The following is a 24,919-nucleotide window of genomic DNA, read 5'->3' on the forward strand; positions in this document are numbered from 1 at the left end:
GCTATCGGGGGCAAGCCCCCTCCCACATTGGACCGGGTTCACAGCAGTCAAGTGTGGGAGGGGGCTTGCCCCCGATGAGGCCCTGAAGGTCAGCCCAAATGCTGGATCAAACCCTGATAGCAAGTCGCCAAATGATAAGGCGTGGTAGAAGGCATATCCCTCCGGCTCACCTGACCCTCGGCATCCAGGCATTCATGCCAACCCTTCGCATGCAGGAAATGCTCTTGCAGCGCCAGCAATTGACGCTGCAGCACGGCCTCGCTGCCGGGGCGCAAGGTCAATGCCCGCAGGTACTCGGCCTGGGCCCAGATACGCTGGGTGCCGTCGCGCACCGTGCCATCCACGGACAGCATGCCGCTGACCGCACCACTCAACTTATCCACACCGGTCTGTTCGGCATAGGCGAACGCCCGTGTCAGCGACGCATGCAGCGGTGTGCCGCGCAATACTTCTGAGGATTCCAGCAAAAAGAACCACTCGAACTGGTGCCCTGGCTCAAACCAGTTATCCACAGCACCCAGCGGTTTCTCCAACATCACGCCATGCTGGCGATCAATGAAGCGTTGCTGCATGGCCGTCGCCAATGCCAGCAGGGCCGCTTGTACGTCGGCGTCGTCACGCACTGCGAGGGTGGCGAGGAAGCCTTCGGCCAGGTGCATCAACGGGTTTTGCAACGGGCCCGACTTGAGCGAGGCCCAGTTGCGGTCCAGCACCGCTTCGTACAGACCGTCACCGGTTGCGAAACGTTGGGCGACCACTTCGAGCGCGGCATTGAGCACCGACTCCACCAAGGGTTCACGTACCTTGGCCCAGTATTGCGCGCAGGCAAAGATGATGAAGGCGTGGGTGTAGAGGTCTTTGCGTTTATCCAGTGGCTGCCCGGCCGGGTCGATGCTGTAGAACCAGCCGCCGTGCTCGGCGTCGTGGAAGTGCCGTTGCAGGGAACGGAACAACTCTGCCGCGCGCGCTTGCGCGAAGGCCGTGCCGGGCTCACCGATCAGGCTGGCAAACAGGTACAACTGGCGGGCGCAGGCCATGGCGCGGTAGCGTTGCGGGGGCAGCGGCTGATGATTGGCGTCCAGCGCCTCGAAGGGCAGCGCCAGCTCGGCATTCCAGCCCGGGCCTTGCCACAGCGGCACGATCAGGTCATGGAAGTGCGTGAGCACGGAATTCAAAGCGGGCACAGAAGCGATGGGCATTGGCTGGCGTCGTCACGGCAGGGGTGTGGCGCGCATGTTATCAGGCTTGGGAACTGTGGTGTCTGTGGCGCCGCTATCGGGGGCAAGCCCCCTCCCACCTTCGACCGCATTTCAACGTTGGAACGCGGTTAACTGTGGGAGGGGGCTTGCCCCCGATGAGGCCTTCAGCAGCGCTGAAGATCAGCCCGCCAACAACCAGGCCCCAGTCGCCGCCGAAGCCGCCCCCGCCACCCGCACCAACGGCGCTGCCGCCGCAGGCAGGAAACGCACCACCGCATAACCCGCCGCATGCAACGCAGCCGTCGCGCCGACAAACCCTGCCGCGTACGCCCAGGGGCTGGACATGTCCGGCAGCTCCAGGCCATGGGCCACGCCATGGAACAACGCAAACAATGCCGTTGCCCCCACCGCCACGAACAGCGGTGGCCGCACTGCCAGCGCTACCGCCAGGCCCAGCGCCAGCACCGATGCGGCGATCCCGCTTTCCAGCGCCGGCAGTTGCAGGCCTTCAAAACCGAGCATGCCACCGATCAACATAGTGCCGACAAAGGCACAAGGCAGCGCCCAACGTGCGTTGCCTTTTTGCTGCGCCGCCCACAGGCCGACCGCAACCATGGCCAGCAGGTGGTCGAGCCCGCCCAATGGGTGGCTGATACCGGCGACCAGGCCATTGTCGCCGTGGCCCGGGTGCGCGAAGGCGAGGGCGGGGGCCAGCAGCAGCGCGGCGGTGGCGAACAGTTTCTTGAGGTTCATAAACAGACTCCGTAGGGGGATCAGGCAGCGGTCAGCAGGCCTTGACGTTCGATGAAAGCGACGATTTCATCCAGGCCGACGCCGGTTTTCTGATTGCTGAACACAAAGGGTTTGCCATTGCGCATGCGTTGGGTGTCGCTGTTCATCAATTCCAGCGAGGCACCCACCAGTGGCGCGAGGTCGATCTTGTTGATCACCAGCAGGTCGGATTTGCAAATACCGGGCCCGCCCTTGCGCGGCAGCTTGTCGCCGGCGGACACATCGATCACGTAGATGGTGAGGTCCGACAGCTCGGGGCTGAACGTCGCCGACAGGTTATCGCCGCCGGACTCCACCAGAATCAGGTCCAGGCCTGGAAACCGGCGGTTGAGCTGGTCCACCGCCTCCAGGTTGATCGAGGCATCTTCGCGGATCGCCGTGTGCGGGCAGCCGCCGGTTTCCACGCCGATGATGCGTTCCGGCGCCAGGGCCTGGTTGCGCACCAAAAAATCTGCGTCTTCGCGGGTGTAGATGTCGTTGGTAACCACCGCCAGGTTATAGCGCTCGCGCAGCGCCAGGCACAGGGCCAGGGTCAGGGCGGTCTTGCCGGAGCCGACCGGGCCGCCGATGCCGACGCGCAGGGGTTGTGTGTTCATGGTGGGTTCTCCAAAAAAGCCTCAGGAACGGAACAGGCGGCTGTACTGGCGCTCGTGGGCCATGCACGCCAAAGACAGGCCAAACGCGGCGCTGCCAAGGTGATCGGGTTCGACGCGGCCAGCCGTCTGCTGGGCCTGCTGCAACAGTGGCAGCAGTTCGCTGGTCAGGCGCTGCGCGGCTTGCTGGCCCAGGGGCAGGGTCTTCATCAGCACCGCCAACTGGTTTTCCAGCCAGCTCCAGAGCCAGGCCGCGAGGGCGTCATCGGGGGGGATGGCCCAGGCCCGTGCGGCCAACGCCCAGCCAAGGGCCAGATGGGGTTCAGGCTGTTGGTCAAGGAAATCACTGGCGTCGGCGTCTAACTCCGGCAGGCCACAGAGCAATTGTTGCAGGGAGTAGCCCATCTGCCGACTCTCCTGATACAGCTCGCGGGTTTCGCGGCTGGCACGGTGTTCTTCACACAACTGCGCCAGGCGCGGCCAGGCCTGTTCAGCGGCGGCGCGGCAATGGGCGAGCAGCAACGGCGCTTCGAAACGCGCGAGATTGAGCAACAATTGATCGCTGATCCAGCGCCGCGCGCTGGCGGTATCGTTGACGCGGCCGTTCTCCACCGCCATTTCCAGGCCCTGGGAGTAGCTGTAGCCGCCAATCGGCAACTGCGGACTGGCCAGGCGCAACAGCGCCCAGGCCGGGTTCATGGACGCACGCCGAACTGATGCAGTTTAGGCGCGTAATTGAAGTCTTCGTCGCCATGGCGCGAGTGATGATGACCGCCGCCATAGGCCCCGTGTTCGGGTTGGAAAGGCGCCTCGATCGCTTGCGCATCGGCGCCCAACTGTTCGAGCATGGCCTTGAGCACATAGTCATCAAGCAGGCGCAGCCAGCCATCGCCGACCTGCAGGGCCACATGGCGATTGCCCAGGTGATAGGCCGCGCGGGTCAGTTCAAAGGCGTTGCGGCAGGTGACGTGCAGCAGTTGCTCAGGGCGTGCGCAGACACGTACGACGCGTCCGTCTTCGGCTTGCAGGAATTCGCCATCGTGCAGCGGCGGTTGCCCACGCTCCAAAAACAGGCCGACGTCTTCACCGTCGGCACTGAAACAGCGCAGGCGGCTTTTGCTGCGAGCTTCGAAGTTCAGCAGCAGCTCGGCGGCCCAGAGGGCTTGCGGGGCGATTCGGCGGTGGATCACCAGCATCGGAGGGTTTCCAGCTATGAACGATAAGGGTGCTAGAGCAAGGGGCTTGCCAACCCCGCAGGCACGTAGGAAATTCCTGTCAGCAGGGCGCGAATGCCACACGGCAGGGCACTCACTGAATGCGCCTGTGATGCAAGTTGGTGCGTTGTAGCGGGCTGAAGCACCGGGAAGGGGCATTTTGCGTGGAGTACGCTGGCGTATTGCATGAAATTTCTTTCATCCAATTCTTCATTTGGTTTTAAGGAATTATCCTACAAGAGCCCGGGAATAAGCCTTCGTGAGTTTACGTGGTGGTTCTTTAAGATTCGCGCCGTGTTTAATCCGCCGCGATGTTCATCATGTTCAAGTCACTTATCTGTTCTGTCGTCGTCAGCCTGTCTTGTCTTATCTCCTCAGCCTCGGCCACTCTTCAACAGCCACCGATGTTTGTTTCCGCCCATGCATCGTCTTCCGTCGAAAATGTGATCGACCGCGCCCATCAACTGCTCGGCACACCCTACAAGTTGGGCGGTACGTCTACCGATCAAGGGTTCGATTGCAGCAGCTTCCTGGTCTATCTGTTCAAGACCCAAGCCAATATCCAGCTCCCGCGCACCACGACTGCGATGCACCGTTCAACGGCCGCGACCATCAAGCGCACGGCGTTGAAGCCGGGCGACGCGGTCTTTTTCAAAGGCAATGGGCAGGGGCGAGTGAGTCACGTCGGGCTGTATATCGGCGAGGGCAAATTCATCCATTCACCGCGTACCGGCAAAAACGTACGTATCGATTCGTTGAGCAATAGCTACTGGAACAGGAACTACACCACCGCCAAGCGCTTTCATAAGGCCGGCTGAGCGTATTACTCGGTGCTGCCCAGGCCTTGCCAATGCTTGAGGCCGATAAAGATAAAGCGCAATTGCTGGGTGATTTTCGCCTGGGGCGTGAGGTGGGCAGGCAAGGCCTGGGCGGGCGGGTCGATGATATCGGGCAGGGTGGCGAACACGCTCTTGACGATCAGGTCGGCCATTACGTGCAAGCCGTCGGCATCCAGGTGTTGCAGCTTGGGCATCAGCGTAAGGTCGGCTGCCAGGTCGCGAGTGATGTCTTCGCGCAGCGCGCCGATGGCTTGGCGCACGGCCAGGCAACCACCGTATTGTTCGCGGGCCAGGAACAGGAATTGGGAACGGTTGGCCGAGACCACATCGAGAAAGATCCGCACGGACGCATCGATGATCCCGCCCATGACGAATTCGTTGTGGCGCACCAGGCGAATCGTGGCGCGGAACGTCTGGCCGACTTCACTGACCAATACGAGCCCAAGCTGGTCCATGTCGGCAAAATGGCGATAGAACCCGGTGGGCACGATACCCGCTGTCTTGGCCACTTCGCGCAGGCTCAAGCTGCCAAACCCACGGCCACACTCCATCAGATGGCGGGCAGCGTCCATCAGGGCGAGGCGAGTCTGTTGCTTCTGTTCGGCGCGGGGCAGCATGAGCGGATGGGCTTTGTCGGCGAGTACAGCGACGCACTCTAGCAAAACCGCTTTGCCGGCGTCGAACTTGGCGGGGGGCAGACGTGACGCGGTCTATATAAAAGCGAAAGCCCGATCGGCAGATCGGGCTTTTTTCTGGGCCACCACGGGCTTAGCTCTGTGCTTGATGCAGTTCTTGCAGACGGTCGGCACCACCTTCAGCAATACCTTGGGTGTAGGCGCGGTCATTGGCTTGTTCAGCGCCGCCTTCTACCAGACCTTTTTCTTGCAGGCGGTCGTTGCCACCTTCAGTCAGGCCTTCGGTGTAGGCACGTTTGTTGGCCTGCTCCGAACCGTTTTCAGCGACAGCGCCTTTAGCGTAGTCACGGTTTTCATCTTCCTGCGAACCGCTGCGGGCCAGGGTCTGGCTCGACTGCACGGCCTGGGCCTGGTTCTGTGGGGTGGCCTGTTCGGCGGCTGGCAGGGCAAAGGCACTGGAAGCCAGGACGGATAACAGGACGGTAGCAAGTACTTGGCGTTTCATGAGGGTTGCTCCTTGGGAGGGCGATAAAGTGGGTACAGGGCTAATGCTACTCTTGATAAGTCGATATAAAAGTTCATAAACACAATGGTAATAATCAACAGAATTGATTGTTCGCCGGGGACGCTCTAGATCGCGCCTCTCAAGCACGCGGTTTTGCACCGCAGTGGGTATTTTCGACACGAACCTGGGTAACAATGGTGCGTGGCGGATGATCAGAAACGGTCTGATCGATCAGGAAAATCGCTTTTTTCGGCTAAATCCGCCGTTGCGTTAAACCCCCGGGCACTTTGCCAGTCGTAGTCCTATAAGCTGTGTAAAAGGCTGTTGCCCAGCCAGTCGTATTCAGGAGTTCTGTGCAATGACGCGCACTCGAAAAATCGTCGCCTGGTGCTGCGCCAGCGTCGTTCTGTTAATTGCCATCGCGGTATTGGTCCTGGTGTTTTTTGACTGGAACCGCATCAAGCCACCCCTCAATGCCAAGGTCTCCGAAGAGTTGCACCGCCCATTCGCCATCAACGGCAACCTGGCGGTGGTGTGGCAGCGTGAGCCCGACGAGGGTGGCTGGCGGGCCTGGGTGCCCTGGCCCCATGTGATTGCCGAAGACCTGAGCCTGGGCAATCCCGATTGGTCCAAGCAACCGCAGATGGTCACGCTCAAGAAGGTCGAGTTGCGTATTTCGCCATTGGCGTTGCTGGCACAACGCGTGGTGATCCCGCGTATCGACCTCACCGAACCGAGCGCCGACCTGCAGCGCCTGGCTGACGGCCGCGCCAACTGGACCTTCAAGTTCGACCCCAAGGATCCCGACGCCGAGCCTTCCAGCTGGGTGGTGGATATCGGCGCCATCGGCTTCGACAAGGGCCACGTCACCCTCGACGACCAGACCCTCAAGACCCGGCTCGATGTGATCATCGACCCGCTGGGCAAACCGATTCCCTTCGGTGAAATCGTCGGAGACGCGGATGCCAAAAAGGCCCTGGAAAAAGGCTCGGCGCCCCAGGACTACGCGTTCGCCCTCAAGGTCAAGGGTCAGTACCATGGCCAGGCGCTCGCCGGCACCGGCAAGATCGGCGGCCTGCTCGCCCTGCAGGACGCGGCCAAGCCGTTCCCGCTGCAGGCCCAGGTCAAGATCGCCGACACCCGCATCGCCCTGGCCGGCACCCTGACCGACCCGCTGAACCTCGGCGCCCTGGACCTGCGCCTGAAGCTCGCCGGTGCCAGCCTGGGCAATCTCTACCCGCTGACCGGCGTGACGTTGCCCGATTCGCCGGCGTATTCAACCGACGGTCATCTGATCGCCAAGCTGCATGAAGCCAGCGGCGCGTCGTTCCGCTATGAAAACTTCAACGGCAAGATCGGCAACAGTGATATTCACGGCGACCTGGCCTACGTGGCCAGCCAGCCACGGCCCAAGCTCAGCGGCGCGCTGGTGTCCAATCAGCTGCTGATGGACGACCTGGCGCCCCTGATCGGCGCCGATTCCAATGCCAAGCAGAAAGCCCGTGGCGGTGAAAGCAAGCAACCGGCGACCAAGGTGCTGCCGGTCGAAGAGTTCCGCACCGAGCGCTGGCGCGAGATGGATGCCGACGTGGAATTCACCGGCAAACGCATCGTGCACAGCGCCGAGCTGCCGTTCACCGACCTCTATACGCACCTGGTACTCGACAATGGTGAGCTGAGCCTGGAGCCCCTGCGCTTCGGCGTGGCCGGCGGCAAGCTCGATGCGCAGATCCGCTTGAACGGCCGTACCGCGCCGATGGAAGGCCGGGCGAAGCTCACGGCGCGTAACTTCAAGCTCAAGCAGTTGTTCCCAAGCTTTGAGCCGATGAAAACCAGCTTTGGCGAACTCAACGGCGACGCCGATATTGCCGGGCGCGGCAACTCCGTGGCAGCGCTGCTGGGCACCGCCAACGGTGACCTGAAGATGCTGATCAACGACGGTGCGATCAGCCGTGGCCTGATGGAAATCGCCGGCCTCAACGTGGGCAATTACGTGGTGGGGCGCCTGTTTGGCGACAAGGAAGTGAAGATCAACTGCGCCGCGGCAGACTTCGGCATCAAGACTGGCCTGGCGACCACCCGGTTGTTTGTGTTCGATACCGAGAACGCGATCATCTACGTCGATGGTACGGCGAATATGGCGACCGAACAGTTGGACCTGACCATTACCCCGGAGTCCAAGGGCTTCCGTTTGTTCTCCCTGCGCTCACCGTTGTATGTGAACGGGCCGTTCATCAAGCCCAATGCGGGGGTCAAGGCCATTCCCCTGGCGCTGCGTGGCGCGGGCATGGTCGCGCTGGGTGTGATCGCCGGCCCGGCGGCCGGGTTGCTTGCACTGGTTGCCCCAAGCGGCGGCGAGCCCAATGCCTGCGCACCGTTGCTGCAACAGATGAAAGAAGGCAAGGCGCCCAAGACCGTGAAGTAACGGACTGCACCTGAAAGCAAATGTGGGAGGGGGCTTGCCCCCGATAGCGGTATATCAGCCAGTACATCGTTGACTGAACCACTGCTATCGGGGGCAAGCCCCCTCCCACATGGGTAGTGCTGTGCGGCTGATTACAGGCCTTCTAGAATATCCGCCATGTCATCGGCGTGTTCTTCTTCCTGGGCCAGGATGTCTTCGAAGATGCGACGAGTTGTCGGGTCCTTATCGCCGATGTACTGGATGATCTCGCGATAGCTGTCTACCGCGATCCGCTCGGCCACCAGGTCTTCGTAGACCATTTCTTTCAGCGAATTGCCCGCCACGTATTGCGCGTGGGAGTTCTTCGACAACAGGTCGGGGTTGAACTCCGGCTCGCCGCCCAACTGCACGATGCGTTCGGCGAGTTTGTCGGCGTGCTCGGCTTCCTGGGTGGCGTGTTCCAGGAATTCATCGGCGGCGACGCTGGCTTTCAGGCCGCTGGCCATGAAGTAGTGACGCTTGTAGCGCAACACGCAGACCAGCTCGGTGGCCAGCGATGCGTTGAGCAAGCGGATAATCTCTTCGCGGTCGGCGTCATAGCCTTCGGTCACGGCACCGTTTTCGACGTTCTGGCGGGCGCGGCTGCGCAGGGTCGCAACGTCAGTCAATTGTGCTTCAGTCATCTCAATCTCCTGGGGCTAATCCGGTTTTACGCCACGCTCTGCCGGCGTGATCGCTCCCAGTTGTGAGTGGCGAGAGAGGCGAAAAGTTTTATCGGATTTAACAGGATGTGTCACGACTGGGTCTGACGGGTGTCGTCCAGCGCTCCGACAGGACCACCCCACCCAAGGTCAGCAACCCTCCCACCAGGTGATAAAGCGCCAGCTCTTCCTTCAGCACCACCGCCGCAATCAAGGCGGTAATCAACGGCAGCAAGTTGAAAAACAAGGTGGTACGGCTGGGCCCCAGGGTTCTGACCGAGTGCATCCACGCCAGCGGCGCCAGCATCGAAGCCAGCAGGCACGCATACAGCACCAGCGGGATATTCGCCCAGCCCAGGCCTGCCTTGGCCGAGCACAGGAACAGCGGTAACAGCACCACCACCGCCACCAGCACTTGCAAATACAACAGCACCAACGGCGGCAGGCGCAGGTGCCATTTTTTCAGCAAGGTGCTGTAGACCGCGTAGGCCAGGGTGGCGACCAGCATCATGCCGTCACCGAGGTTGATCCCGTGTTGCAGCAACGCGCCCAGGCTGCCGGATGACACCACCACCACAACCCCCGCGAACGACAGCACCGCGCCAGTCAGCGCGCCATAGGTCAAGCGCTGGCCCAGGCTGATGATGGCGGCAGTCAGGGCCATCAGCGGCATCAGCGAGAGGATGATGCCCATGTTGGTGGCGCTGGTCAGCGTGGCTGCGTAATAGGCCAGGCTTTGATACACGGCCATGCCCAGCACGCCGAGAATGAAGATCTTGCTCAGGTTTGGGCGAATCAGTGCCCAGTGGGCGATCACCGGCTTGAGCATGAACGGAGTGAACAGCAGCGCCGCGAACAGCCAGCGATAAAAGCCGATTTCAGCCGGGAAGATCGAACCCACCGCCAGTTTGTTGACCACGGTGTTGCCGGCCCAGATCAGAATGGCCAGCAGGGGATACGCGTATTGCATCGAAAGCACACCCAGTGTGTTGAAGAGGCGGGATTATCCCTTGTCTGGATCGCAGCCTATACTGCGATCCAGACAACCCGCCCTCGAATCCAGACAATATGTCCAGACACACCGTACGCCTGCCCGATTTCGTCCGCTTGCCGAGCCCGGTGTACTTCCGCTATTGCGACTTTGCCCCGGACACCGAATGCACCCCGCACCAGCACGCCTGGGGCTCGCTGGACTACTCGGCCAGCGGGGTGATGCGCATGGAAGTGGCCGGCAGCCGTTTTATGTCGCCGCCGCAGTACGCGGTGTGGGTGCCGCCGCATACCGAGCACAGTTCCTACAATGCCGAGGCGATCGTCTACCACTCGGTGGGCCTGGCGCCGGCCCTGTGCGAGCAATTGCCCAGGCAGCCCTGCACCCTGGCGATCAGTGACATCCTCAAGGCGATTCTCAAGGATTTCGCCCTGCGCGACGTCAATCGGCCGCAGACCGACGCCGATATCCGCCTGGCCCAGGTGCTCGTGGACCAACTCAAGCAGGCGCCGATCCACGATTGCTTCCTGCCTTACGCCCGCCATCCCGGCCTGCTGGGGGTGCTGGAAGGCATGCAGGCGCAACCGGGCGACAACCGCCCGCTGGCGCAATGGGCCGAGCAGGTGCATGTCAGCGAACGCACCCTGGCGCGCCGGTTTGTGCGCGAACTGGGCATGAGCTTTGGTGAGTGGCGCCAGCGCCTGCGCTTCCTGGCGGCCATTGAAGCGCTGGACAGCGAGCGCAGCGTGCAGCAGGTGGCATTTGACCTGGGCTACAGCAGCGCCTCGGCCTTTATCGCGATGTTCCAGCGCCATGCCGGCTGCACGCCGGAGCAATACCGTCGGGCGAATATTCGCGGCCGGTGAAGTTGTAACAGGCTTTGACTACACTGCGCTGTAGGCCGCGCCCTTCGGCGCGGTAACAGGGAGAAAATTCCATGAAGATGCTGCGTATTGCGCTGTTGATGATGGGCGTGCTGCTGTGTTCCCAGGGTTTTGCCGCCACCGCCCAGCAAAACAAAATGACCACCTGTAACGCCGAGGCCACCACCAAGACCCTCAAGGGCGATGAGCGCAAGGCTTTCATGAAGACCTGCCTGTCGACCCCGGCCGCCAACGACGCCAAGACCCTGACCCCGCAGCAGCAAAAGATGAAAGACTGCAATGCCGAGGCCAAGACCAAAGCCCTGGCGGGCGATGCGCGCAAGACCTTCATGAGCACCTGCCTGAAGAATTGATAGCCCCAGGCCATAGAGGCTGAGACACTTGCACACAGCCCCCCTGTAGGAGCGAGCTTGCTCGCGAAGAACTCAATTACCCCGCGTTTATTCAGAATAAACGCGTTATCGTTGGCGGCCTTCGCGAGCAAGCTCGCTCCTACACATCCTTTAACGCCGTTCGTTTTGAGGCTGTATGCCAACGTTTTCTCAGCGTCATGTGTTGTTGCTGGCCAGCTACATCATTATTTTCGGCGGACTGCTGCTGGTGCTGCCGCTGAAATTGCTGCCCAGTCTGCTGGCCGGCCTGTTGGTCTATGAACTGGTCAACATGCTCACCCCCCAACTGCAACGGCTGATCGAAGGGCGGCGTGCGCGCTGGCTGGCGGTGGCCCTGCTCGGCACCTTGATCGTCAGCGTACTTGCGCTGATCTTCGCCGGCGCCATCAGCTTTCTGCTCCATGAAGCGGAAAACCCCGGCGCTTCGCTCGACAAGTTCATGGGTGTGGTTGACCGTGCGCGCGGCCAGTTGCCGCCGTTCCTGGACGCCTACCTGCCGGCCAGCGCCGCCGAGTTTCGCGTGGCCATCGGCCAATGGCTGAGCAAGCACCTGAGCGAACTGCAACTGGTCGGCAAGGACGCCGCGCACATGTTCGTCACCTTGCTGATCGGCATGGTGCTGGGCGCGATCATCGCCCTGCAGCGCGTGCCCGACCTGACCAAGCGCAAACCCCTGGCCGCGGCGTTGTTCGACCGCCTGCACCTGCTGGTCCAGGCGTTTCGCAATATCGTCTTCGCCCAGATCAAGATCGCCGCGCTCAACACCGCTTTCACCGCTGTGTTCCTTGCCGTGGTCCTGCCGCTGTGCGGTATTCACCTGCCGCTGACCAAAACCCTGATCGTATTGACGTTCCTGCTCGGCCTGCTGCCGGTGATCGGCAACCTGATGTCCAACACCCTGATCACCATCGTGGCCCTGTCGTTGTCGATCTGGGTGGCGGTGGCGGCGCTGGGGTATCTGATCGTGATCCACAAGGTCGAGTACTTCCTCAACGCGCGCATCGTGGGCGGGCAGATCAGTGCCAAATCGTGGGAATTGCTGCTGGCGATGCTGGTGTTCGAGGCCGCATTCGGTTTGCCGGGGGTGGTGGCGGGGCCGATTTACTATGCGTATCTCAAGAGTGAGTTGAAGCTGGGGGGGATGGTTTGAAAGCAGCTTCAAGCTTCAAGCTGCAAGCTGCAAGCTGCAAGTGAGAGCGGGCTTGCTTCTACTTGCAGCTTGAAGCTGAAAACTTGCCGCTTAAACCCCGTAGCGCTTGCTCGCCTCAATCGCCAAGCCACTCCCAATACTGCCAAAGATATTGCCTTCTACGTGCCGCGCATTCGGCAGCATCGCCGAAATGCTGTGGCGCAGCGCCGGGATGCCGCTGGAGCCGCCGGTAAAGAACACCGTGTCCACCTGGGCCACGCTCACCGAGGCGTCATTGAGCAACTGCGTGACGCTGCCGCGCACCCGTTCCAGCAGGTTGTCGATGGATGATTCGAACAGTGCCCGGCTCAGGTCCACGCTCAGGCCCGCTTCGATACGGTCCAGTGGTACATGGCGGCTGTCGGCCTGGGTCAGCTGGATCTTGGTCTCTTCCACTTCCATGGCCAGCCAGTGTCCGGCGCGCTGTTCGATCAGCTTGAACAGGCGGTCGATGCCGCCGGTGTCTTCGATGTCGTAGCGCATGCTGCCCAGGGCCAGTTGGGACTTTTGCGAGTACACCGAGTTGATGGTGTGCCAGGTGGCCAGGTTCATGTGGTGGCTGGTAGGCATGTAGGCGCCGCTCTTCATGCGGCTGCCATAGCCGAACAGCGGCATCATGCCGGCCAGCGAGAGCTGTTTGTCGAAGTCGGTGCCGCCGATGTGCACGCCGCCGGTGGCAAGGATGTCGCTCTGGCGGTTGTCGTTGTGGCGGCGATCCGGCGACAGACGCACCAGCGAGAAGTCGGACGTACCGCCGCCGATGTCGACAATCAGCACCAGCTCTTCTTTTTCAATGGTGGACTCGTAGTCGAACGCTGCCGCAATCGGTTCGTACTGGAACGAGATGTCCTTGAAGCCGATCTTGCGCGCCACGTCCACCAGGGTGTTCTCGGCTTCCTGGTCGGCCATCGGGTCGTCATCGACGAAAAACACCGGGCGGCCCAGTACCACTTCTTCGAACTCGCGGCCGGCGTTGGCTTCGGCGCGGCTCTTGAGCTGGCCGATAAACAGCGCCAGCAAGTCGGTGAACGGCATCGCGGTGCCGAGCACGCTGGTGTCGTGTTTGATCAGCTTGGAGCCCAGCAGGCTCTTGAGCGAGCGCATCAGCCGGCCTTCGTAGTTTTCCAGGTATTCATGCAGGGCCAGGCGGCCGTACACCGGGCGACGCTCCTCGAAGTTGAAGAACACCACCGACGGCAAGGTGATCTTGTCGTCCTCCAGCGCGATGAGCGTCTCCTCGCCGGGGCGGATCCAGCCGACGGTGGAGTTGGACGTGCCGAAGTCGATGCCGCAGGCACGGGCTGGGGATGGGTTTTTCATGTCTATCGGGTTCCGGTTGAAAAACGGCCGCGCAGTGTATGCCAGTCGCAGGCGCTTGCGTAGGCCGACCATCCGTTAAATCGCGCTTGAAAGTACGGGATTTGCCCCCACATCTGATGCATACGGCTGATGCCGATAACACTTTGACGTACCCCCGAGCCACAACCCTCAACAGGTGCAAACCAGCGCACGTTGTGCCCCGGGCAGTGCGATCTCGATAAAGGATGGTGAACCGCCGATGGATTTCAAAGATTACTACAAGATTCTGGGTGTCGAGCCGACGGCCGATGACAAGGAAATCAAGGCTGCCTATCGCAAGCTCGCACGCAAATATCACCCCGATGTAAGCAAGGAAAAAGACGCCGAAGCCAAGTTCAAGGACGCGTCCGAAGCCTATGAGGCGCTTAAAAGCGCCGACAAGCGAGCCGAGTACGACGAACTGCGCAAATACGGCCAGCACGGCCAGCCGTTCCAGGGCCCGCCGGGCTGGCAGAGCCGTGGCGGCTACGGCGGTGGCGGCGCGGGCACTGAGGACTTCTCCGATTTTTTCAGCTCGATCTTTGGTGGGCGCGGCGATGCCTTCGGTGGCGGCCAACGCCGTCCTGCCGGGCGCAAGGGCCAGGACGTGGAGATGCAACTGACGGTGCACCTCGAAGAGACGCTGTCCACCGAGTCCAAGCAGATCAACTTCCAGGTGCCGCAATACGACGCTTCGGGTCGGCACGTCAGCAACACCACCAAGAGCCTGAACGTGAAGATCCCCGCCGGCGTGGCCGACGGCGAGCGCATCCGCCTCAAAGGGCAGGGTGCACCGGGCATCGGTGGTGGCGCCAATGGCGACCTGTACCTGATCATCAAGTTTGCGCCACACCCCAAGTTTGAAGTGGACGGCGAAAACCTGATCATCAACCTGCCCCTGGCGCCATGGGAATTGGCACTGGGCGCGGAAGTGGCTGTGCCGACCCTCACCGGCAAGATCAACCTCAAGGTGCCCGCCGGTAGCCAGAATGGCCAGCGCATGCGTGCCAAGGGGCATGGGTTGCTGAACAAGGCCGGGCAGCGCGGTTACCTGTTCGTGCAGCTCAAGGCCGTGATGCCTAAAAGCAGCGACGAGGAGGTCAAGGCCTTGTGGCAGGAGCTGGCGCAGAAAGCGGCGTTCAACCCGCGCGAGCATTTCTGAGCGGCGATAAATAGCTAGGGCTTTGCACGCCGGGCGATCGGATAGGTTGGTTTTTTTCCCAGCCCGTCATGGATGGCCCTACTATGTCAGAACAACCCCCTACCACTGCCCCCGAAGGCACTTTCAATGTTGACCTTCGGGGCGTTCACTACGACTTCCTCAAAGAGCGCGTGCCTGCCTGGTTCAACCAAGGCACCGTCCAGCGCCAGGAGGAACTCGCCAACCACGAAATGGAACTGCCCAGTTGGTACCTGAGTGCCACGGCGCAGGAAAAAACCGCACTGGCTGACAGCCACACCCGCTACCGCGAGACCTTGAATAAGGTGGAGAGAAGCCTGGGCACTGTCCAGGATGTGCTGGCCTTTGCCGAGCAACCGCTTAAAGACGCGATCAAGAAACGCTTCAACCTGGAGCTGGACGTCAACCACGTCTACTTTGCGCGCAAGTATGGGTTCAAGGACCGTGACGACCTGTTCGGGGTGTTTGTCTTCGACCAAGTCAGCGACCCGGCGCTGCGGTATGAATACCGCACTGTTTCTTTACTTGAAGCCGCCCTGGCCAATTTTACCCCGCAAGAAGAGCAAGCGAGTCCGTGCGCCGATTGCCAGATCATCACGACCGTGAGCGCTTCGTCTGGCGGTGAGGTCATCCCGACCTCAAGTGTGTTGACTTCGCACGCTCTGCCCATCCCTGCCCATGAGTTCGCCCAGCTGTGCCGCACCCTGGACCTGGGGACTTTGTATCAGCAGCACATCACCGCCATCGTCAAGCCAGACGACGCAACCGCACGCACGGTGCTGGAGCAGCAGCTGCAAGAACACCAGCGTCAACTGCTGGCGCTGAGTGCCGAGGTGGCGGTTCGCAGGCCTGAGTGGGGGATCAAGCCCGATGCCTACCGCATGATCCAACAGGTCATCGCTGACCCCGGTAGCGCCAGGCTCGATGGCAAGCCGGTGACGTTTGTCGGGCTCAAGGTATTTGGCGCCCAGTTGGTGGGCCCGTTGCTGATCGGGCCGGACCGTAATAACAGCGACAGGGTCGAGCGGCTGGTGGTGTATATCCCCAATGACCCCCAGCAACCGCTCAAGGAGTATGCCTCCCGCGGCGATTTTATGGCCGACCTGCGCACGCGTTTGCACAGCGCGTCGTACCGACGTTTTTTCAGCCGTTTTGTGGCTCAACGCGAGCAGGGTATTTTTTTCCGACATTTCAATGCGCTGTACAAACCCGCCAACGGCAATGGGGCTGCAGGCGATTACCCGCTGGCGTCAAGCCCGGTGAAATTGCCCCTGGATGAGTTGAGCATTACCGGCAACCTGTGGGAGCAACTGCGCGCGGCCCAGGTGCGCAAGATTCTGGCCGACGCCCGCGCTGTGGCCGTGCCCACCGGGGACGAAGACTACCAGGCGCGCATTGACCGCCTGGAAAGCTACACGAGTGCGGTCGTCAGCGTGTTCAACCTCTTGGCGTTTGTGGTGCCCGGGCTCGGGCCGGTCATGCTGGCGGTGGGCGCAGCGCAGATGTGTACTGAAGTGTATGAAGGCATTGAGGCCTACGAGCAGGGCGACCTGAAGACGATGTGGGCACACTTTTCCAGCGTCGCGCTGAATGCGGCGATGCTGGCGACCGGGGCCAAGGTATTGCCCGAGGTCAAACTGGTGAGCATGGTTGATAACCTCAGGCCCGTCACCCTGGCAACTGGCAAGCAGGTGTTGTGGAACCCTGACATGACGCCCTACAAGGTGCCACTCGAACTGCCTGCGGATGCCAAGCCAGACGCCTTGGGGCTCTACGCGCACAACGGGCAGAAGGTGTTGCCCCATGAAGGCGACCACTATCAAGTCCGGCAGGCACCCGACACCGGCGAGTACCGCATCCAGCACCCCAGTCGTCCCGGCGCGTATGAACCGCTGCTGGAACACAACCACGCCGGCGCCTGGAGTCATGAAGTCGAAGAGCCGTTGACCTGGGACCAGCCGACCCTGATGCGGCGCCTGGGGCTGGAGCAGCGTGGGCTGGACACCGAAACGCTGGAGCAGGCGCGTGCCGCCAGCGGCATCGAAGAAGACGTGTTGCGCCAGACCTTTGTCGAGCATGAACCGGTGCCCTTGTTGCTCGAAGACACGATCCAGCACTTCAAGGTCCATCAAGAACTGACGACCTTTGTCGAGCAAATGCACAGCGCCGACCCGGCGGTGTACGCCCAGGCTGACCCGGTGCTGCAATTGCAGATGATGCGGCGACGCGGGATGTTGCCCGTTGACAGGCCGCTTCGGGTCATGAGCGACAACAGGGTGCTCTGGGAAGAGGAAGCCGCGGTGGCTGCTTCCCCGCTCGTCGTAGGGGTCGCGCCAAGCCAGATAGCGCGCGGTGAGTTGCTCAAAGAAGTGTTGATCAGCTTGCGAGACGTTGACCCCACCCTCAAGGAAATCCCGGGTACCGCCGAAGATTCACTCACTGTGCGGGCCGCCAAATTGCGTCAGTACCTGGGCGACTCGGTGCAGATTTTCAAGGGCCCGCTGGTGGAGGAGCGCTACAAGGCACTGACCGCCTCGCAGGACCCCGACGTGCACTGGATCCTGGCAAGCTATCCCAAATTACCGACGGCGGTGGCCGAACACCTGGTCACACGCCTGAGTGCCGAGCAACTGCAAACCTTGCGCCGCACCGGGCTGTTGCCTGAAGACCTTGCCGAGCAAGCGCGATGGTGTGAACAGGAAACACGGGTCTCCCGCGCTTATGAGGGGCTGCACCTGGACACCCTGGCAGACATAGACAGCCAGCGCCTGGCGTTGCGCACCCTGGAGACTTTGCCAGGGTGGCCGCGGGGCACACGGGTGGAGCTGCGCCAGTATTCAGCGCAAGGGCCTCTACTGGATGCAATCGGTTCCCCGGACGTCACTGCCAGGACGTTGGTGCAAAAGGACAACGGTCTGTTCGAGGCGTCCCCGCCCAGGGATTTCTACGCGGCGGCCTGGGACCTGTTATCCGCCACCGAGCGCCAGGCGCTGGGCTTTACCGATGCGTTGCAAATGAAAGCCGCCCTCCAGCGAACGCCCCTGCCGCGTGCGCCGCTGCGTACGGTGTTGCTGGAGCACCCGCTGCTCAAGCCAAGTGTCGATCCGACACTGCGACTGCTGGGCGGTGGTCGAGGCTTTCGTAAGCTGGCGGCGAGGATTTTTGGGCCTTCAGAGGCGACGGTAAAAGAGCGGCGACTGAAACGGGTACGTGATTTGTACCCCTCCATGGCTGAGGACGACGTCACTGCATTTATCGAGTCATTGGGTGAGGATATCGAAGGTGGGCTCAGCCGCCGGGAAGCCGAGCTGAAGACGTTGACGAAGGCATTGGGTGACTGGGTCAAAGCCAACTCACCGCAACCCACTGCCGGACAGGCGCGCCACTTTTCTTCCGCGCAGTACATCAGCGATACCCTCATGAGTCACTGGCGTCGTGAAGTGACGGGCTCAATGCACTTGCTAGGGAGGGGATTGGAACTGCCGGCATTGAGCGCCGACTTCAGTCATGTCAACACGCTTGAACTGCACAATGTCAGGTGGACTGCGAACGCGGACGCTTTCCTTGAAAACTTCACTCACCTGCGAGGGTTGACGGTGACAAGCAGTGGGCTCACCACGCTGCCCGTCGTGGTCGGTGAAATGAACAACCTGACGTCGTTGGACTTGGCCTCCAACGGCATTCGGTTGACCTCCCAAAGCGCCGGACTGCTGAGCGCCCTTGGCAACCTTGAAGTGCTTTACCTCACCAATAACCCGCTGGGCATAATGCCGGACTTCAGCGCTATGCCCCGGCTGAGAAACCTGAACTTAAGGAATACGCAGCTGGGCCAATGGCCAAGGGGGCTGGAGGCGCACACGGGGCTGGAATCCGTTGACTTGAGCCATAACCTTCTGCGCGAGGTGCCCCAGCGCAACCTCAACCCAGCGCCTGAGCAGCTCGAAGCGAGTGCGCGGCTCAATGCCGTCACCTTGCTTGAGGGCAACCCATTTCCTGCCGATTACTGGCAGCAATTCGACAACTACTGGCAACGCCTGAATCAGGTCCGGCCGGATCTGGTGAAAAGTGCGCGCGACAGGGCGTTTGACAACGGCAACCCTGTGCTTGAAAAAGTGCGCCGCCTGTACCCGAACAAGCGTATGCAAGAGGCCAGGGAGTGGATCTGGAACCTGGGCGCCGGTGCCGAGGCGCAGCTGACCCGGCTGGAATTGGAATTCAATACCCTGGAGCGGCAGTTGAGCGCCTGGACGCTTTCGGGCGCGGGTGAACGTCAACGCTACGTACGAACTAATGAACGGCAAGCTAACGCAGGAAGGCTGGATGACCGTTACCGGGCCAAGGAGCGCATTCTCGCCTGCTGGCGCCGGGAAACCCCGCAATTGCTCAGCAACGACGGGCAACCGATTGGCCTGGAGCTGGACTTGAGTCGCCTGACACTGCCGAGCTTGCCGGACCTGGAGGCCGATTTCAGCCATGTCGGCTCACTCAAGTTGAACAACATGGGCCTGAGGACCTCGCCCGAAGGCTTCCTCTCACGCTACACACATGTGCGTTGGCTGGACCTGGCAAACAACCTGCTGCACGAGTTGCCGCCGGCCCTGGGCGAAATGCACGGTCTGACCCGTTTGTTCCTGAATAACAATCACATTCGCCTGAGCCCCGCAACGGCGCAAATCCTGTCGCAGCGTGTGACCTTGCGTGCGCTATGGCTGCACAATAACGTGCTGGGCATCACACCGGACTTCAGCCTGATAACCGACATGCGCTCCCTCAGCCTGAATAACGCTGGCATCGATACCTGGCCAATCGGTTTGGTTGAGCAGCCGTTGTTGGACCAGATAGAGTTGAGTAACAACACCATCACAACCATTCCGGCTTCCGTCATTGCGCCGCCTGAGGAACAGTTGGCGCAGACGGCGCGGGTCAATAACCTGACGTCCGTATCCGGCAACCCCTTGACTGCGGACACCTTGCAACAGGTTCGGCAATACAACCTGCGTCTTGAACAGGCGGGCTTGGCGTCAGCGCAAAACCCGAACCGCTTGGTGACCACCGCACTGAACATCCGTGCCGCTGTGGTGCCCGGTGCGGCTATGCGGCAGGCGTTCGAGCGCTGGGCGCGAAACCTTCCTGCAGACCAGGTGAGCGCCAGGAGTGCCCAGTGGCACGCGCTACGGGGTGAGGAGCGCGCCGGCCCGTTCTTTGACATCCTTGATCGTCTACAGCCAGCAGGCCCCGGCCAGGCTGACCTGCAGCGTCGCGTTTGGGAAGTGATCGACAGCATCAGCGAAAACACTGCGGAATCGGAAACACACCGCAAGGAACTGTTCGACCTGGCTGGCGAGCCCGGTTGCTGTGATCGCGCCGCGTTTTCCTTCAGCAACCTGGAGGTCAGGACGCTGGTCTTCAGGGCGCGGGCGCAGGCGGCGGGGCAGGCAGAAGGCGTACAGCTATCGAGTCTGTCCAAAGGGTTGTTCCGTTTGCACGCGGTCGACACGTTCGCCTCGGCGGACATTCAGCGCAGCGAAGCCATCGTCAACGACTCTGCGGTGTCGATGGCAGACAAGTTGCCGCATACCCAACGCCTGTTGGAAGAGGTGGAGATCAGGCTGGCGTATCGCTTCGGCCTCAAGGACCGTCTGCAGTTGCCGGGGCAACCGCAACAGGTCAGCTTCACCCAGATGGGCGCTGTCACCCCGGCCATGCTGGATGCCGCCTACGAAAAAATCATCGCCATGGACAACTCCGTTGAGGAGTTTCAGGCCCTGTTGTCCCGTGAATTCTGGCAGGAGTATGTGACTCACAGATACCGCGCCCAATTTGATGCGCAGAGTGAGCCTTATCAGCGGCAGCTGTCCGAATTGCAGGCCACGCGCGCCGCCGGGGAATTGGCCCAACCTGCCTATAAGGCGCAGGTCGATGACTTGCAGGTTCGGATGGCGATTAAGGAAAGCGAATTGATCTATACGCTGAGCCGTCAGGAAATCGCTGAAATCCTGCTGCCAAAGGACGAACTTGAAGTGCTGGTCGATCCTGGCAAGCGCACAGCGCGTGAGTTACAGCTCTCACAGGCACGAGCCATCGAGTTCAATGGGAAACAGTACTTTGTTGCCAGTCTGCCCGACGGGGATGGCGAGCATTACCTCTTGTGGGTGCAGGCACCGGACAACCCGTTTGCGTTGGTCAGCAGTTCGATTCTCGCCAAGCCCGATGTCGATGGGGTGTGGAGAGTATGACGCGGATGGAAAACCGGTGCGCCAGGCCGCGACGGGGTACAACGTCGAAGTCGTGCCGTTCAGTGTTGAGGCGGATATGTGGCTGGGCGTGGGGCCTGGGGCCACCACTAAAAGAAAGAACTATGTGCTGTCGGTGGTCTTTGCAACCGAAGATATTCCGGCCGGTGCCGAGCTGCGAATGGACTATGAGTACACCGAAGCCATGGTGAAAAAAGTGTTCGTGTAAATCCGATGTCGGGGCGTGTGTGCGCATCGTGCAAGCGCCACCGCGCCGCCGGCTACCTGGTCAGCGGCCTTTCAAAACAGGAAGTAACGCTGGGTCATCGGCAGCACATCCGCAGGTTCGCACCATAGCAACACACCGTCGGCCTTGACCTGGTAGGTTTGTGGGTCCACTTCGATGTCCGGCAGATAATCGTTGTGGATCAGGTCGGTTTTCTGCACGTTGCGGCAACCCTTGACCACGGCGATCTGCTTCTTCAACCCCAGCGACTCGGGCAAGCCGGCGTCCCGGGCGGCCTGGCTGATAAAGGTCAGGCTGGTGGCGTGCAGCGAACTGCCGAAGCTGGCGAACATCGGGCGGTAATGCACGGGCTGAGGCGTGGGGATGGAAGCATTCGCGTCGCCCATCAGGCTGGAGGCAATCGCGCCGCCCTTGAGGATCAGGCTCGGTTTGATGCCGAAGAACGCCGGGCGCCATAGCACCAGGTCGGCCCACTTGCCCACTTCGATGGAGCCGACAATATGACTCACACCGTGAGTGATCGCCGGGTTGATGGTGTACTTGGCGATATAGCGTTTGGCGCGGAAGTTGTCATTGCCCGGGCCGTCGCCGGGCAGGGCGCCACGTTGTTTTTTCATCTTGTCGGCGGTCTGCCAGGTGCGCGTGATCACTTCACCGACGCGGCCCATGGCCTGGCTGTCGGAGCTGATCATCGAGAACGCGCCGAGGTCGTGCAGGATGTCTTCGGCGGCGATGGTCTCGCGGCGGATGCGGCTTTCGGCGAAGGCCACGTCTTCAGCAATGCTCGGGTCCAGGTGATGGCAGACCATCAGCATGTCCAGGTGCTCATCGATGGTGTTACGGGTGAACGGCCGGGTCGGGTTGGTGGAGCTGGGCAGCACGTTGGGGAAACCGCAGGCCTTGATGATGTCCGGCGCGTGGCCGCCACCGGCGCCTTCGGTGTGGTAGGTGTGGATGGTGCGGCCCTTGAGGGCGGCGAGGGTGGTTTCGACGAAGCCGGACTCGTTGAGCGTGTCGCTGTGGATCGCGACCTGCACGTCGTATTGATCGGCCACGCTGAGGCAGTTATCAATGCTCGCGGGCGTGGTGCCCCAGTCTTCATGCAGCTTCAAACCGATGGCGCCGGCCTTGACTTGCTCGATCAACGGCTCCGGCAAACTGGCGTTGCCCTTGCCGGTAAAACCGATGTTCATCGGGAACGAGTCGCTGGCCTGGAGCATGCGCGCCAGATGCCATGGGCCGGATGTGCAAGTGGTGGCGTTGGTACCGGTGGCAGGTCCCGTGCCGCCGCCGATCATGGTGGTGACGCCGCTGGTCAGCGCTTCTTCGATCTGCTGCGGGCAGATGAAATGCACGTGGGAGTCGATGCCGCCTGCCGTGAGGATCATGCCTTCGCCGGCGATCACTTCAGTGCTGGCGCCGATGGCCATGGTCACGCCGGGCTGGATATCCGGGTTGCCGGCTTTGCCGATCGCATGGATGCGGCCATTCTTCAAGCCGACGTCGGCCTTGACAATGCCCCAGTGGTCGATGATCAGCGCGTTGGTGATCAGGGTGTCCACCACTTCATGGGCGAGCAGTTGGCTCTGGCCCTGGCCGTCGCGGATGACCTTGCCGCCGCCGAATTTCACTTCTTCGCCGTAGACGGTGAAGTCCTGTTCGACTTCGACGAACAGTTCGGTGTCGGCCAGGCGGACTTTGTCACCGACGGTGGGGCCGTACATGTCGGCGTAGGCTTGGCGGGTGATTTTCATGTGTGTAAGCCCTGATAAAGATGTGTTGAATGGGAAATCGCTATCGGGGGCAAGCCCCCTCCCACCGTTGAAGGTATTCACAGCTCCAAATGTGGGAGGGGGCTTGCCGCCGATGAGGCCCTAAAGGTCGCCCATGATCCGCCCGGCAAACCCGAATACTCGCCGCCCGCCGCTTAAATCCACCAGCTCGACTTCACGACTCTGCCCCGGTTCAAACCGCACCGCTGTTCCCGCCGGAATATTCAGGCGCATGCCGCGACTGGCGGAGCGGTCAAACTCCAACGCGTCATTGGTCTCGAAAAAATGGTAATGCGAACCCACCTGAATCGGCCGGTCGCCGCTGTTGGCCACGCCGAGGGTGATGGTGCGACGGCCGACATTCAGTTCGATGTCGCCAGGCTGGATCTGATACTCACCAGGAATCATGCAGGTTGCCCCAGAGTCTTGAAGTAAATGGCGGTCGGGCTGTAGCGCCCGTCCGGGCTTTGGCAGTAGTCGGGCAGTTCACCGATCTTGGTGTAGTGCAGCGACTGGTAGAAGGCTTCGGCACCGGAACCGGCCTCGGTGTCCAGATAGAGCAAGCCGCGCTTGTGCTGGCGTGCGGCGAGTTCCAGGGTGTTCATCAATTGCTGGCCCAGGCCGTGACGGCGGGCGCTGCTGTGCACCAGCAGCTTTTGCACTTCGGCGCGGTTGAGGCCGTTGGCTTTCTGGCACAGCGCCAATTGCACGCTGGCGACCACCCGTTCTTCCCGCACGACTACCCACAACAGCAGGCTGGCGTCTTCGATACCGGCTTGTACGCCGGTCAGATACTCGCGGGCCTGGGTCTCATCGAAGTCGGCCATAAAGCCCACCGAGGCGCCATGCTGCACCGCGTCCAGCAACAGTTCGATCAAGCCCAGGCGGTAATGGGCAAAACTTTCCGCATTGACTCGACGCAGGTGTGCAGCGCTCATCGATCTCACTCCTTGGGCGGCTCACAGCCCGGATTCAACGTCAGTTGCATAAAGGTCAGGTCCAGCCAGCGGCCGAACTTGATGCCTACCTGGGGCATCTGCCCGGTAGTGATGAAGCCCAGGCGTTCATGCAGGCGGACGGACGCCAGGTTGCCACTTTCAATGGCCGCGACCATGACGTGCTTGCCGCAACTGCGGGCGCGCTCGATCAGGGCCTGCATCAGGCGTGGGCCTAGGCCTTTGCCGCGCTGGTCATTGCGCACGTACACCGAGTGTTCGACGCTGTAGCGAAAGCCCTCGAAGGGGCGCCAGTCGCCGAATGAGGCGTAGCCGGTAACTTCATCGTTTTCCACCGCCACCAGGATCGGGTACTGCTGCGCCTGGCGTGCGCTGAACCAGGCCTGGCGGTTGGCCAGGTCCACTGGTTGCTCGTTCCAGATCGCTGTGGTGTTGAGCACCGCGTCGTTGTAGATAGCGCGGATCGCCGGCAGGTCGTGTTCGGTTGCATCACGAATCATCACAGCGCCTCATGCAATGGGTTGATGAACGGTGACCAGCTTGGTGCCGTCCGGGAAGGTGGCCTCCACCTGGATATCCGGGATCATTTCCGGGATGCCTTCCATCACCTGTTCGCGGCTGAGCAGGGTGGTGCCGTAGTGCATCAGGTCGGCCACGGTACGGCCGTCGCGGGCGCCTTCCATCAGCGCGGCGGAGATGTAGGCGATGGTTTCCGGGTAATTGAGCTTCACACCGCGCGCCAGGCGCCGTTCGGCGACCAGGCCTGCGGTGAAGATCAGCAGCTTGTCTTTTTCCCGTGGGGTCAGGTCCATGGTTCAAGGTCCTTTGAATACATTCTTAAATACAATGCAGGTC

Annotated in this window: 23 protein-coding genes; 8 read left to right on the plus strand and 15 right to left on the minus strand. The window is 61.4% G+C overall.

The genetic code is table 11. The features are described 5' to 3' along the window. Window positions 1–89: 89 nt before the first annotated feature. The 5 genes from PspCFBP13528_RS08935 to ureE form a co-directional block, all read right to left on the minus strand. On the minus strand, window positions 90–1,199 hold the full coding sequence (locus PspCFBP13528_RS08935) for an AGE family epimerase/isomerase (protein WP_137200012.1): 1,110 nt from the start codon (window positions 1,197–1,199) through the stop codon (window positions 90–92). Between the two features lie 180 nt (window positions 1,200–1,379). After that, on the minus strand, window positions 1,380–1,952 hold the full coding sequence (locus PspCFBP13528_RS08940; RefSeq protein WP_137200013.1) for a HupE/UreJ family protein: 573 nt from the start codon (window positions 1,950–1,952) through the stop codon (window positions 1,380–1,382). Between the two features lie 20 nt (window positions 1,953–1,972). Continuing rightward, complete coding sequence (ureG, locus tag PspCFBP13528_RS08945) at window positions 1,973–2,587, minus strand: urease accessory protein UreG (protein WP_057724209.1); 615 nt, start codon at window positions 2,585–2,587, stop codon at window positions 1,973–1,975. A 21-nt stretch (window positions 2,588–2,608) separates the two neighbouring features. Beyond that, window positions 2,609–3,283, minus strand: coding sequence for an urease accessory UreF family protein (locus tag PspCFBP13528_RS08950; protein ID WP_137200014.1), 675 nt, complete (start codon window positions 3,281–3,283; stop codon window positions 2,609–2,611). Further along, a complete protein-coding gene (gene ureE / locus PspCFBP13528_RS08955) occupies window positions 3,280–3,780 on the minus strand; it encodes an urease accessory protein UreE (RefSeq protein WP_137200015.1) in 501 nt (166 codons plus the stop codon). The genes PspCFBP13528_RS08950 and ureE overlap by 4 nt, the downstream gene beginning before the upstream one ends. 338 nt (window positions 3,781–4,118) lie before the next feature. Here ureE and PspCFBP13528_RS08960 point away from each other — a divergent pair, with 338 nt between their 5' ends. Continuing rightward, window positions 4,119–4,616, plus strand: coding sequence for a C40 family peptidase (locus tag PspCFBP13528_RS08960; RefSeq protein WP_101219039.1), 498 nt, complete (start codon window positions 4,119–4,121; stop codon window positions 4,614–4,616). Window positions 4,617–4,621: 5 nt separating this feature from the next. Here PspCFBP13528_RS08960 and PspCFBP13528_RS08965 read toward each other — a convergent pair whose 3' ends face one another. Next, the gene (locus tag PspCFBP13528_RS08965; protein ID WP_017526383.1) at window positions 4,622–5,254 is read right to left on the minus strand and encodes a TetR family transcriptional regulator; all 633 of its coding nucleotides are present in this window, start codon (window positions 5,252–5,254) and stop codon (window positions 4,622–4,624) included. Between the two features lie 151 nt (window positions 5,255–5,405). Further along, window positions 5,406–5,777, minus strand: a complete 372-nt coding sequence (locus PspCFBP13528_RS08970) for a hypothetical protein (RefSeq protein ID WP_065951484.1) — start codon at window positions 5,775–5,777, stop codon at window positions 5,406–5,408. 358 nt (window positions 5,778–6,135) lie between these two features. Between PspCFBP13528_RS08970 and PspCFBP13528_RS08975 the strand changes: the two genes are divergently transcribed. Then, entirely contained in the window at window positions 6,136–8,202 is a 2,067-nt protein-coding gene (locus PspCFBP13528_RS08975) for an AsmA family protein (protein WP_065951483.1), read from the plus strand. A 131-nt stretch (window positions 8,203–8,333) separates the two neighbouring features. On the opposite strand, the gene PspCFBP13528_RS08980 is transcribed toward PspCFBP13528_RS08975, so the two are convergent. Both PspCFBP13528_RS08980 and PspCFBP13528_RS08985 read right to left on the minus strand, forming a co-directional pair. Continuing rightward, the gene (locus tag PspCFBP13528_RS08980; protein WP_065951482.1) at window positions 8,334–8,864 is read right to left on the minus strand and encodes a ferritin-like domain-containing protein; all 531 of its coding nucleotides are present in this window, start codon (window positions 8,862–8,864) and stop codon (window positions 8,334–8,336) included. Window positions 8,865–8,961: 97 nt separating this feature from the next. Then, the gene (locus PspCFBP13528_RS08985; RefSeq protein ID WP_137200017.1) at window positions 8,962–9,852 is read right to left on the minus strand and encodes a DMT family transporter; all 891 of its coding nucleotides are present in this window, start codon (window positions 9,850–9,852) and stop codon (window positions 8,962–8,964) included. A 98-nt stretch (window positions 9,853–9,950) separates the two neighbouring features. On the opposite strand from PspCFBP13528_RS08985, the gene PspCFBP13528_RS08990 reads away from it, so the two are divergent. The 3 genes from PspCFBP13528_RS08990 to PspCFBP13528_RS09000 all read left to right on the plus strand — a co-directional run bounded on the left by PspCFBP13528_RS08990 (window position 9,951) and on the right by PspCFBP13528_RS09000 (window position 12,299). Next, a complete protein-coding gene (locus PspCFBP13528_RS08990; protein WP_065951480.1) occupies window positions 9,951–10,739 on the plus strand; it encodes a helix-turn-helix transcriptional regulator in 789 nt (262 codons plus the stop codon). 71 nt (window positions 10,740–10,810) lie between these two features. Further along, window positions 10,811–11,110, plus strand: a complete 300-nt coding sequence (locus PspCFBP13528_RS08995) for a PsiF family protein (RefSeq protein ID WP_101218900.1) — start codon at window positions 10,811–10,813, stop codon at window positions 11,108–11,110. Between the two features lie 175 nt (window positions 11,111–11,285). Further along, window positions 11,286–12,299 carry an AI-2E family transporter gene (locus PspCFBP13528_RS09000; RefSeq protein WP_065883382.1) on the plus strand — a complete coding sequence of 338 codons (1,014 nt, stop codon included), beginning with the start codon at window positions 11,286–11,288 and terminating at the stop codon, window positions 12,297–12,299. A 90-nt stretch (window positions 12,300–12,389) separates the two neighbouring features. Here PspCFBP13528_RS09000 and PspCFBP13528_RS09005 read toward each other — a convergent pair whose 3' ends face one another. Then, the gene (locus PspCFBP13528_RS09005; RefSeq protein ID WP_065951478.1) at window positions 12,390–13,658 is read right to left on the minus strand and encodes an Hsp70 family protein; all 1,269 of its coding nucleotides are present in this window, start codon (window positions 13,656–13,658) and stop codon (window positions 12,390–12,392) included. Between the two features lie 238 nt (window positions 13,659–13,896). On the opposite strand from PspCFBP13528_RS09005, the gene PspCFBP13528_RS09010 reads away from it, so the two are divergent. The 3 genes from PspCFBP13528_RS09010 to PspCFBP13528_RS27775 all read left to right on the plus strand — a co-directional run bounded on the left by PspCFBP13528_RS09010 (window position 13,897) and on the right by PspCFBP13528_RS27775 (window position 21,318). After that, a complete protein-coding gene (locus PspCFBP13528_RS09010) occupies window positions 13,897–14,838 on the plus strand; it encodes a DnaJ C-terminal domain-containing protein (RefSeq protein WP_101218895.1) in 942 nt (313 codons plus the stop codon). An 83-nt stretch (window positions 14,839–14,921) separates the two neighbouring features. Further along, entirely contained in the window at window positions 14,922–21,092 is a 6,171-nt protein-coding gene (locus PspCFBP13528_RS09015; protein ID WP_241669072.1) for a DUF6543 domain-containing protein, read from the plus strand. A gap of 16 nt (window positions 21,093–21,108) precedes the next feature. Next, window positions 21,109–21,318, plus strand: coding sequence for a hypothetical protein (locus PspCFBP13528_RS27775; RefSeq protein ID WP_241669073.1), 210 nt, complete (start codon window positions 21,109–21,111; stop codon window positions 21,316–21,318). 71 nt (window positions 21,319–21,389) lie between these two features. On the opposite strand, the gene ureC is transcribed toward PspCFBP13528_RS27775, so the two are convergent. The 5 genes from ureC to ureA all read right to left on the minus strand — a co-directional run bounded on the left by ureC (window position 21,390) and on the right by ureA (window position 24,876). Then, window positions 21,390–23,090, minus strand: coding sequence for an urease subunit alpha (gene ureC / locus PspCFBP13528_RS09020; protein WP_137200019.1), 1,701 nt, complete (start codon window positions 23,088–23,090; stop codon window positions 21,390–21,392). Window positions 23,091–23,210: 120 nt separating this feature from the next. Then, window positions 23,211–23,516 carry an urease subunit beta gene (locus tag PspCFBP13528_RS09025; RefSeq protein ID WP_065951474.1) on the minus strand — a complete coding sequence of 102 codons (306 nt, stop codon included), beginning with the start codon at window positions 23,514–23,516 and terminating at the stop codon, window positions 23,211–23,213. Continuing rightward, window positions 23,513–24,046: a GNAT family N-acetyltransferase gene (locus PspCFBP13528_RS09030; protein ID WP_065951473.1), complete on the minus strand. Its 534-nt coding sequence runs from the start codon at window positions 24,044–24,046 to the stop codon at window positions 23,513–23,515. The genes PspCFBP13528_RS09025 and PspCFBP13528_RS09030 overlap by 4 nt, the downstream gene beginning before the upstream one ends. Before the next feature lie 5 nt (window positions 24,047–24,051). Beyond that, window positions 24,052–24,564, minus strand: coding sequence for a GNAT family N-acetyltransferase (locus PspCFBP13528_RS09035; RefSeq protein ID WP_137200020.1), 513 nt, complete (start codon window positions 24,562–24,564; stop codon window positions 24,052–24,054). A 9-nt stretch (window positions 24,565–24,573) separates the two neighbouring features. Then, a complete protein-coding gene (gene ureA, locus PspCFBP13528_RS09040; RefSeq protein WP_003171437.1) occupies window positions 24,574–24,876 on the minus strand; it encodes an urease subunit gamma in 303 nt (100 codons plus the stop codon). Between the last annotated feature and the right edge of the window lie 43 nt (window positions 24,877–24,919).

The sequence above is a fragment of the Pseudomonas sp. CFBP13528 genome, from assembly GCF_005233615.1.
GTDB lineage: Bacteria > Pseudomonadota > Gammaproteobacteria > Pseudomonadales > Pseudomonadaceae > Aquipseudomonas > Aquipseudomonas fluorescens_AM.

Bases quoted from the DNA above. Each gene is read 5' to 3' on its own strand.
- ureE (WP_137200015.1), bottom strand. From the start codon at position 3,780: ATGCTGGTGATCCACCGCCGAATCGCCCCGCAAGCCCTCTGGGCCGCC.
- ureC (WP_137200019.1), bottom strand. From the start codon at position 23,090: ATGAAAATCACCCGCCAAGCCTACGCCGACATGTACGGCCCCACCGTC.
- ureG (WP_057724209.1), bottom strand. From the start codon at position 2,587: ATGAACACACAACCCCTGCGCGTCGGCATCGGCGGCCCGGTCGGCTCC.
- PspCFBP13528_RS08965 (WP_017526383.1), bottom strand. From the start codon at position 5,254: ATGCTGCCCCGCGCCGAACAGAAGCAACAGACTCGCCTCGCCCTGATG.
- PspCFBP13528_RS08940 (WP_137200013.1), bottom strand. From the start codon at position 1,952: ATGAACCTCAAGAAACTGTTCGCCACCGCCGCGCTGCTGCTGGCCCCC.
- PspCFBP13528_RS08935 (WP_137200012.1), bottom strand. From the start codon at position 1,199: ATGCCCATCGCTTCTGTGCCCGCTTTGAATTCCGTGCTCACGCACTTC.
- PspCFBP13528_RS08990 (WP_065951480.1), top strand. From the start codon at position 9,951: ATGTCCAGACACACCGTACGCCTGCCCGATTTCGTCCGCTTGCCGAGC.
- PspCFBP13528_RS09015 (WP_241669072.1), top strand. From the start codon at position 14,922: ATGTCAGAACAACCCCCTACCACTGCCCCCGAAGGCACTTTCAATGTT.
- ureA (WP_003171437.1), bottom strand. From the start codon at position 24,876: ATGGACCTGACCCCACGGGAAAAAGACAAGCTGCTGATCTTCACCGCA.
- PspCFBP13528_RS09035 (WP_137200020.1), bottom strand. From the start codon at position 24,564: ATGATTCGTGATGCAACCGAACACGACCTGCCGGCGATCCGCGCTATC.
- PspCFBP13528_RS08980 (WP_065951482.1), bottom strand. From the start codon at position 8,864: ATGACTGAAGCACAATTGACTGACGTTGCGACCCTGCGCAGCCGCGCC.
- PspCFBP13528_RS09030 (WP_065951473.1), bottom strand. From the start codon at position 24,046: ATGAGCGCTGCACACCTGCGTCGAGTCAATGCGGAAAGTTTTGCCCAT.
- PspCFBP13528_RS08960 (WP_101219039.1), top strand. From the start codon at position 4,119: ATGTTCAAGTCACTTATCTGTTCTGTCGTCGTCAGCCTGTCTTGTCTT.
- PspCFBP13528_RS09010 (WP_101218895.1), top strand. From the start codon at position 13,897: ATGGATTTCAAAGATTACTACAAGATTCTGGGTGTCGAGCCGACGGCC.
- PspCFBP13528_RS08970 (WP_065951484.1), bottom strand. From the start codon at position 5,777: ATGAAACGCCAAGTACTTGCTACCGTCCTGTTATCCGTCCTGGCTTCC.
- PspCFBP13528_RS08950 (WP_137200014.1), bottom strand. From the start codon at position 3,283: ATGAACCCGGCCTGGGCGCTGTTGCGCCTGGCCAGTCCGCAGTTGCCG.
- PspCFBP13528_RS09000 (WP_065883382.1), top strand. From the start codon at position 11,286: ATGCCAACGTTTTCTCAGCGTCATGTGTTGTTGCTGGCCAGCTACATC.
- PspCFBP13528_RS09005 (WP_065951478.1), bottom strand. From the start codon at position 13,658: ATGAAAAACCCATCCCCAGCCCGTGCCTGCGGCATCGACTTCGGCACG.
- PspCFBP13528_RS09025 (WP_065951474.1), bottom strand. From the start codon at position 23,516: ATGATTCCTGGTGAGTATCAGATCCAGCCTGGCGACATCGAACTGAAT.
- PspCFBP13528_RS08975 (WP_065951483.1), top strand. From the start codon at position 6,136: ATGACGCGCACTCGAAAAATCGTCGCCTGGTGCTGCGCCAGCGTCGTT.
- PspCFBP13528_RS08995 (WP_101218900.1), top strand. From the start codon at position 10,811: ATGAAGATGCTGCGTATTGCGCTGTTGATGATGGGCGTGCTGCTGTGT.
- PspCFBP13528_RS08985 (WP_137200017.1), bottom strand. From the start codon at position 9,852: ATGCAATACGCGTATCCCCTGCTGGCCATTCTGATCTGGGCCGGCAAC.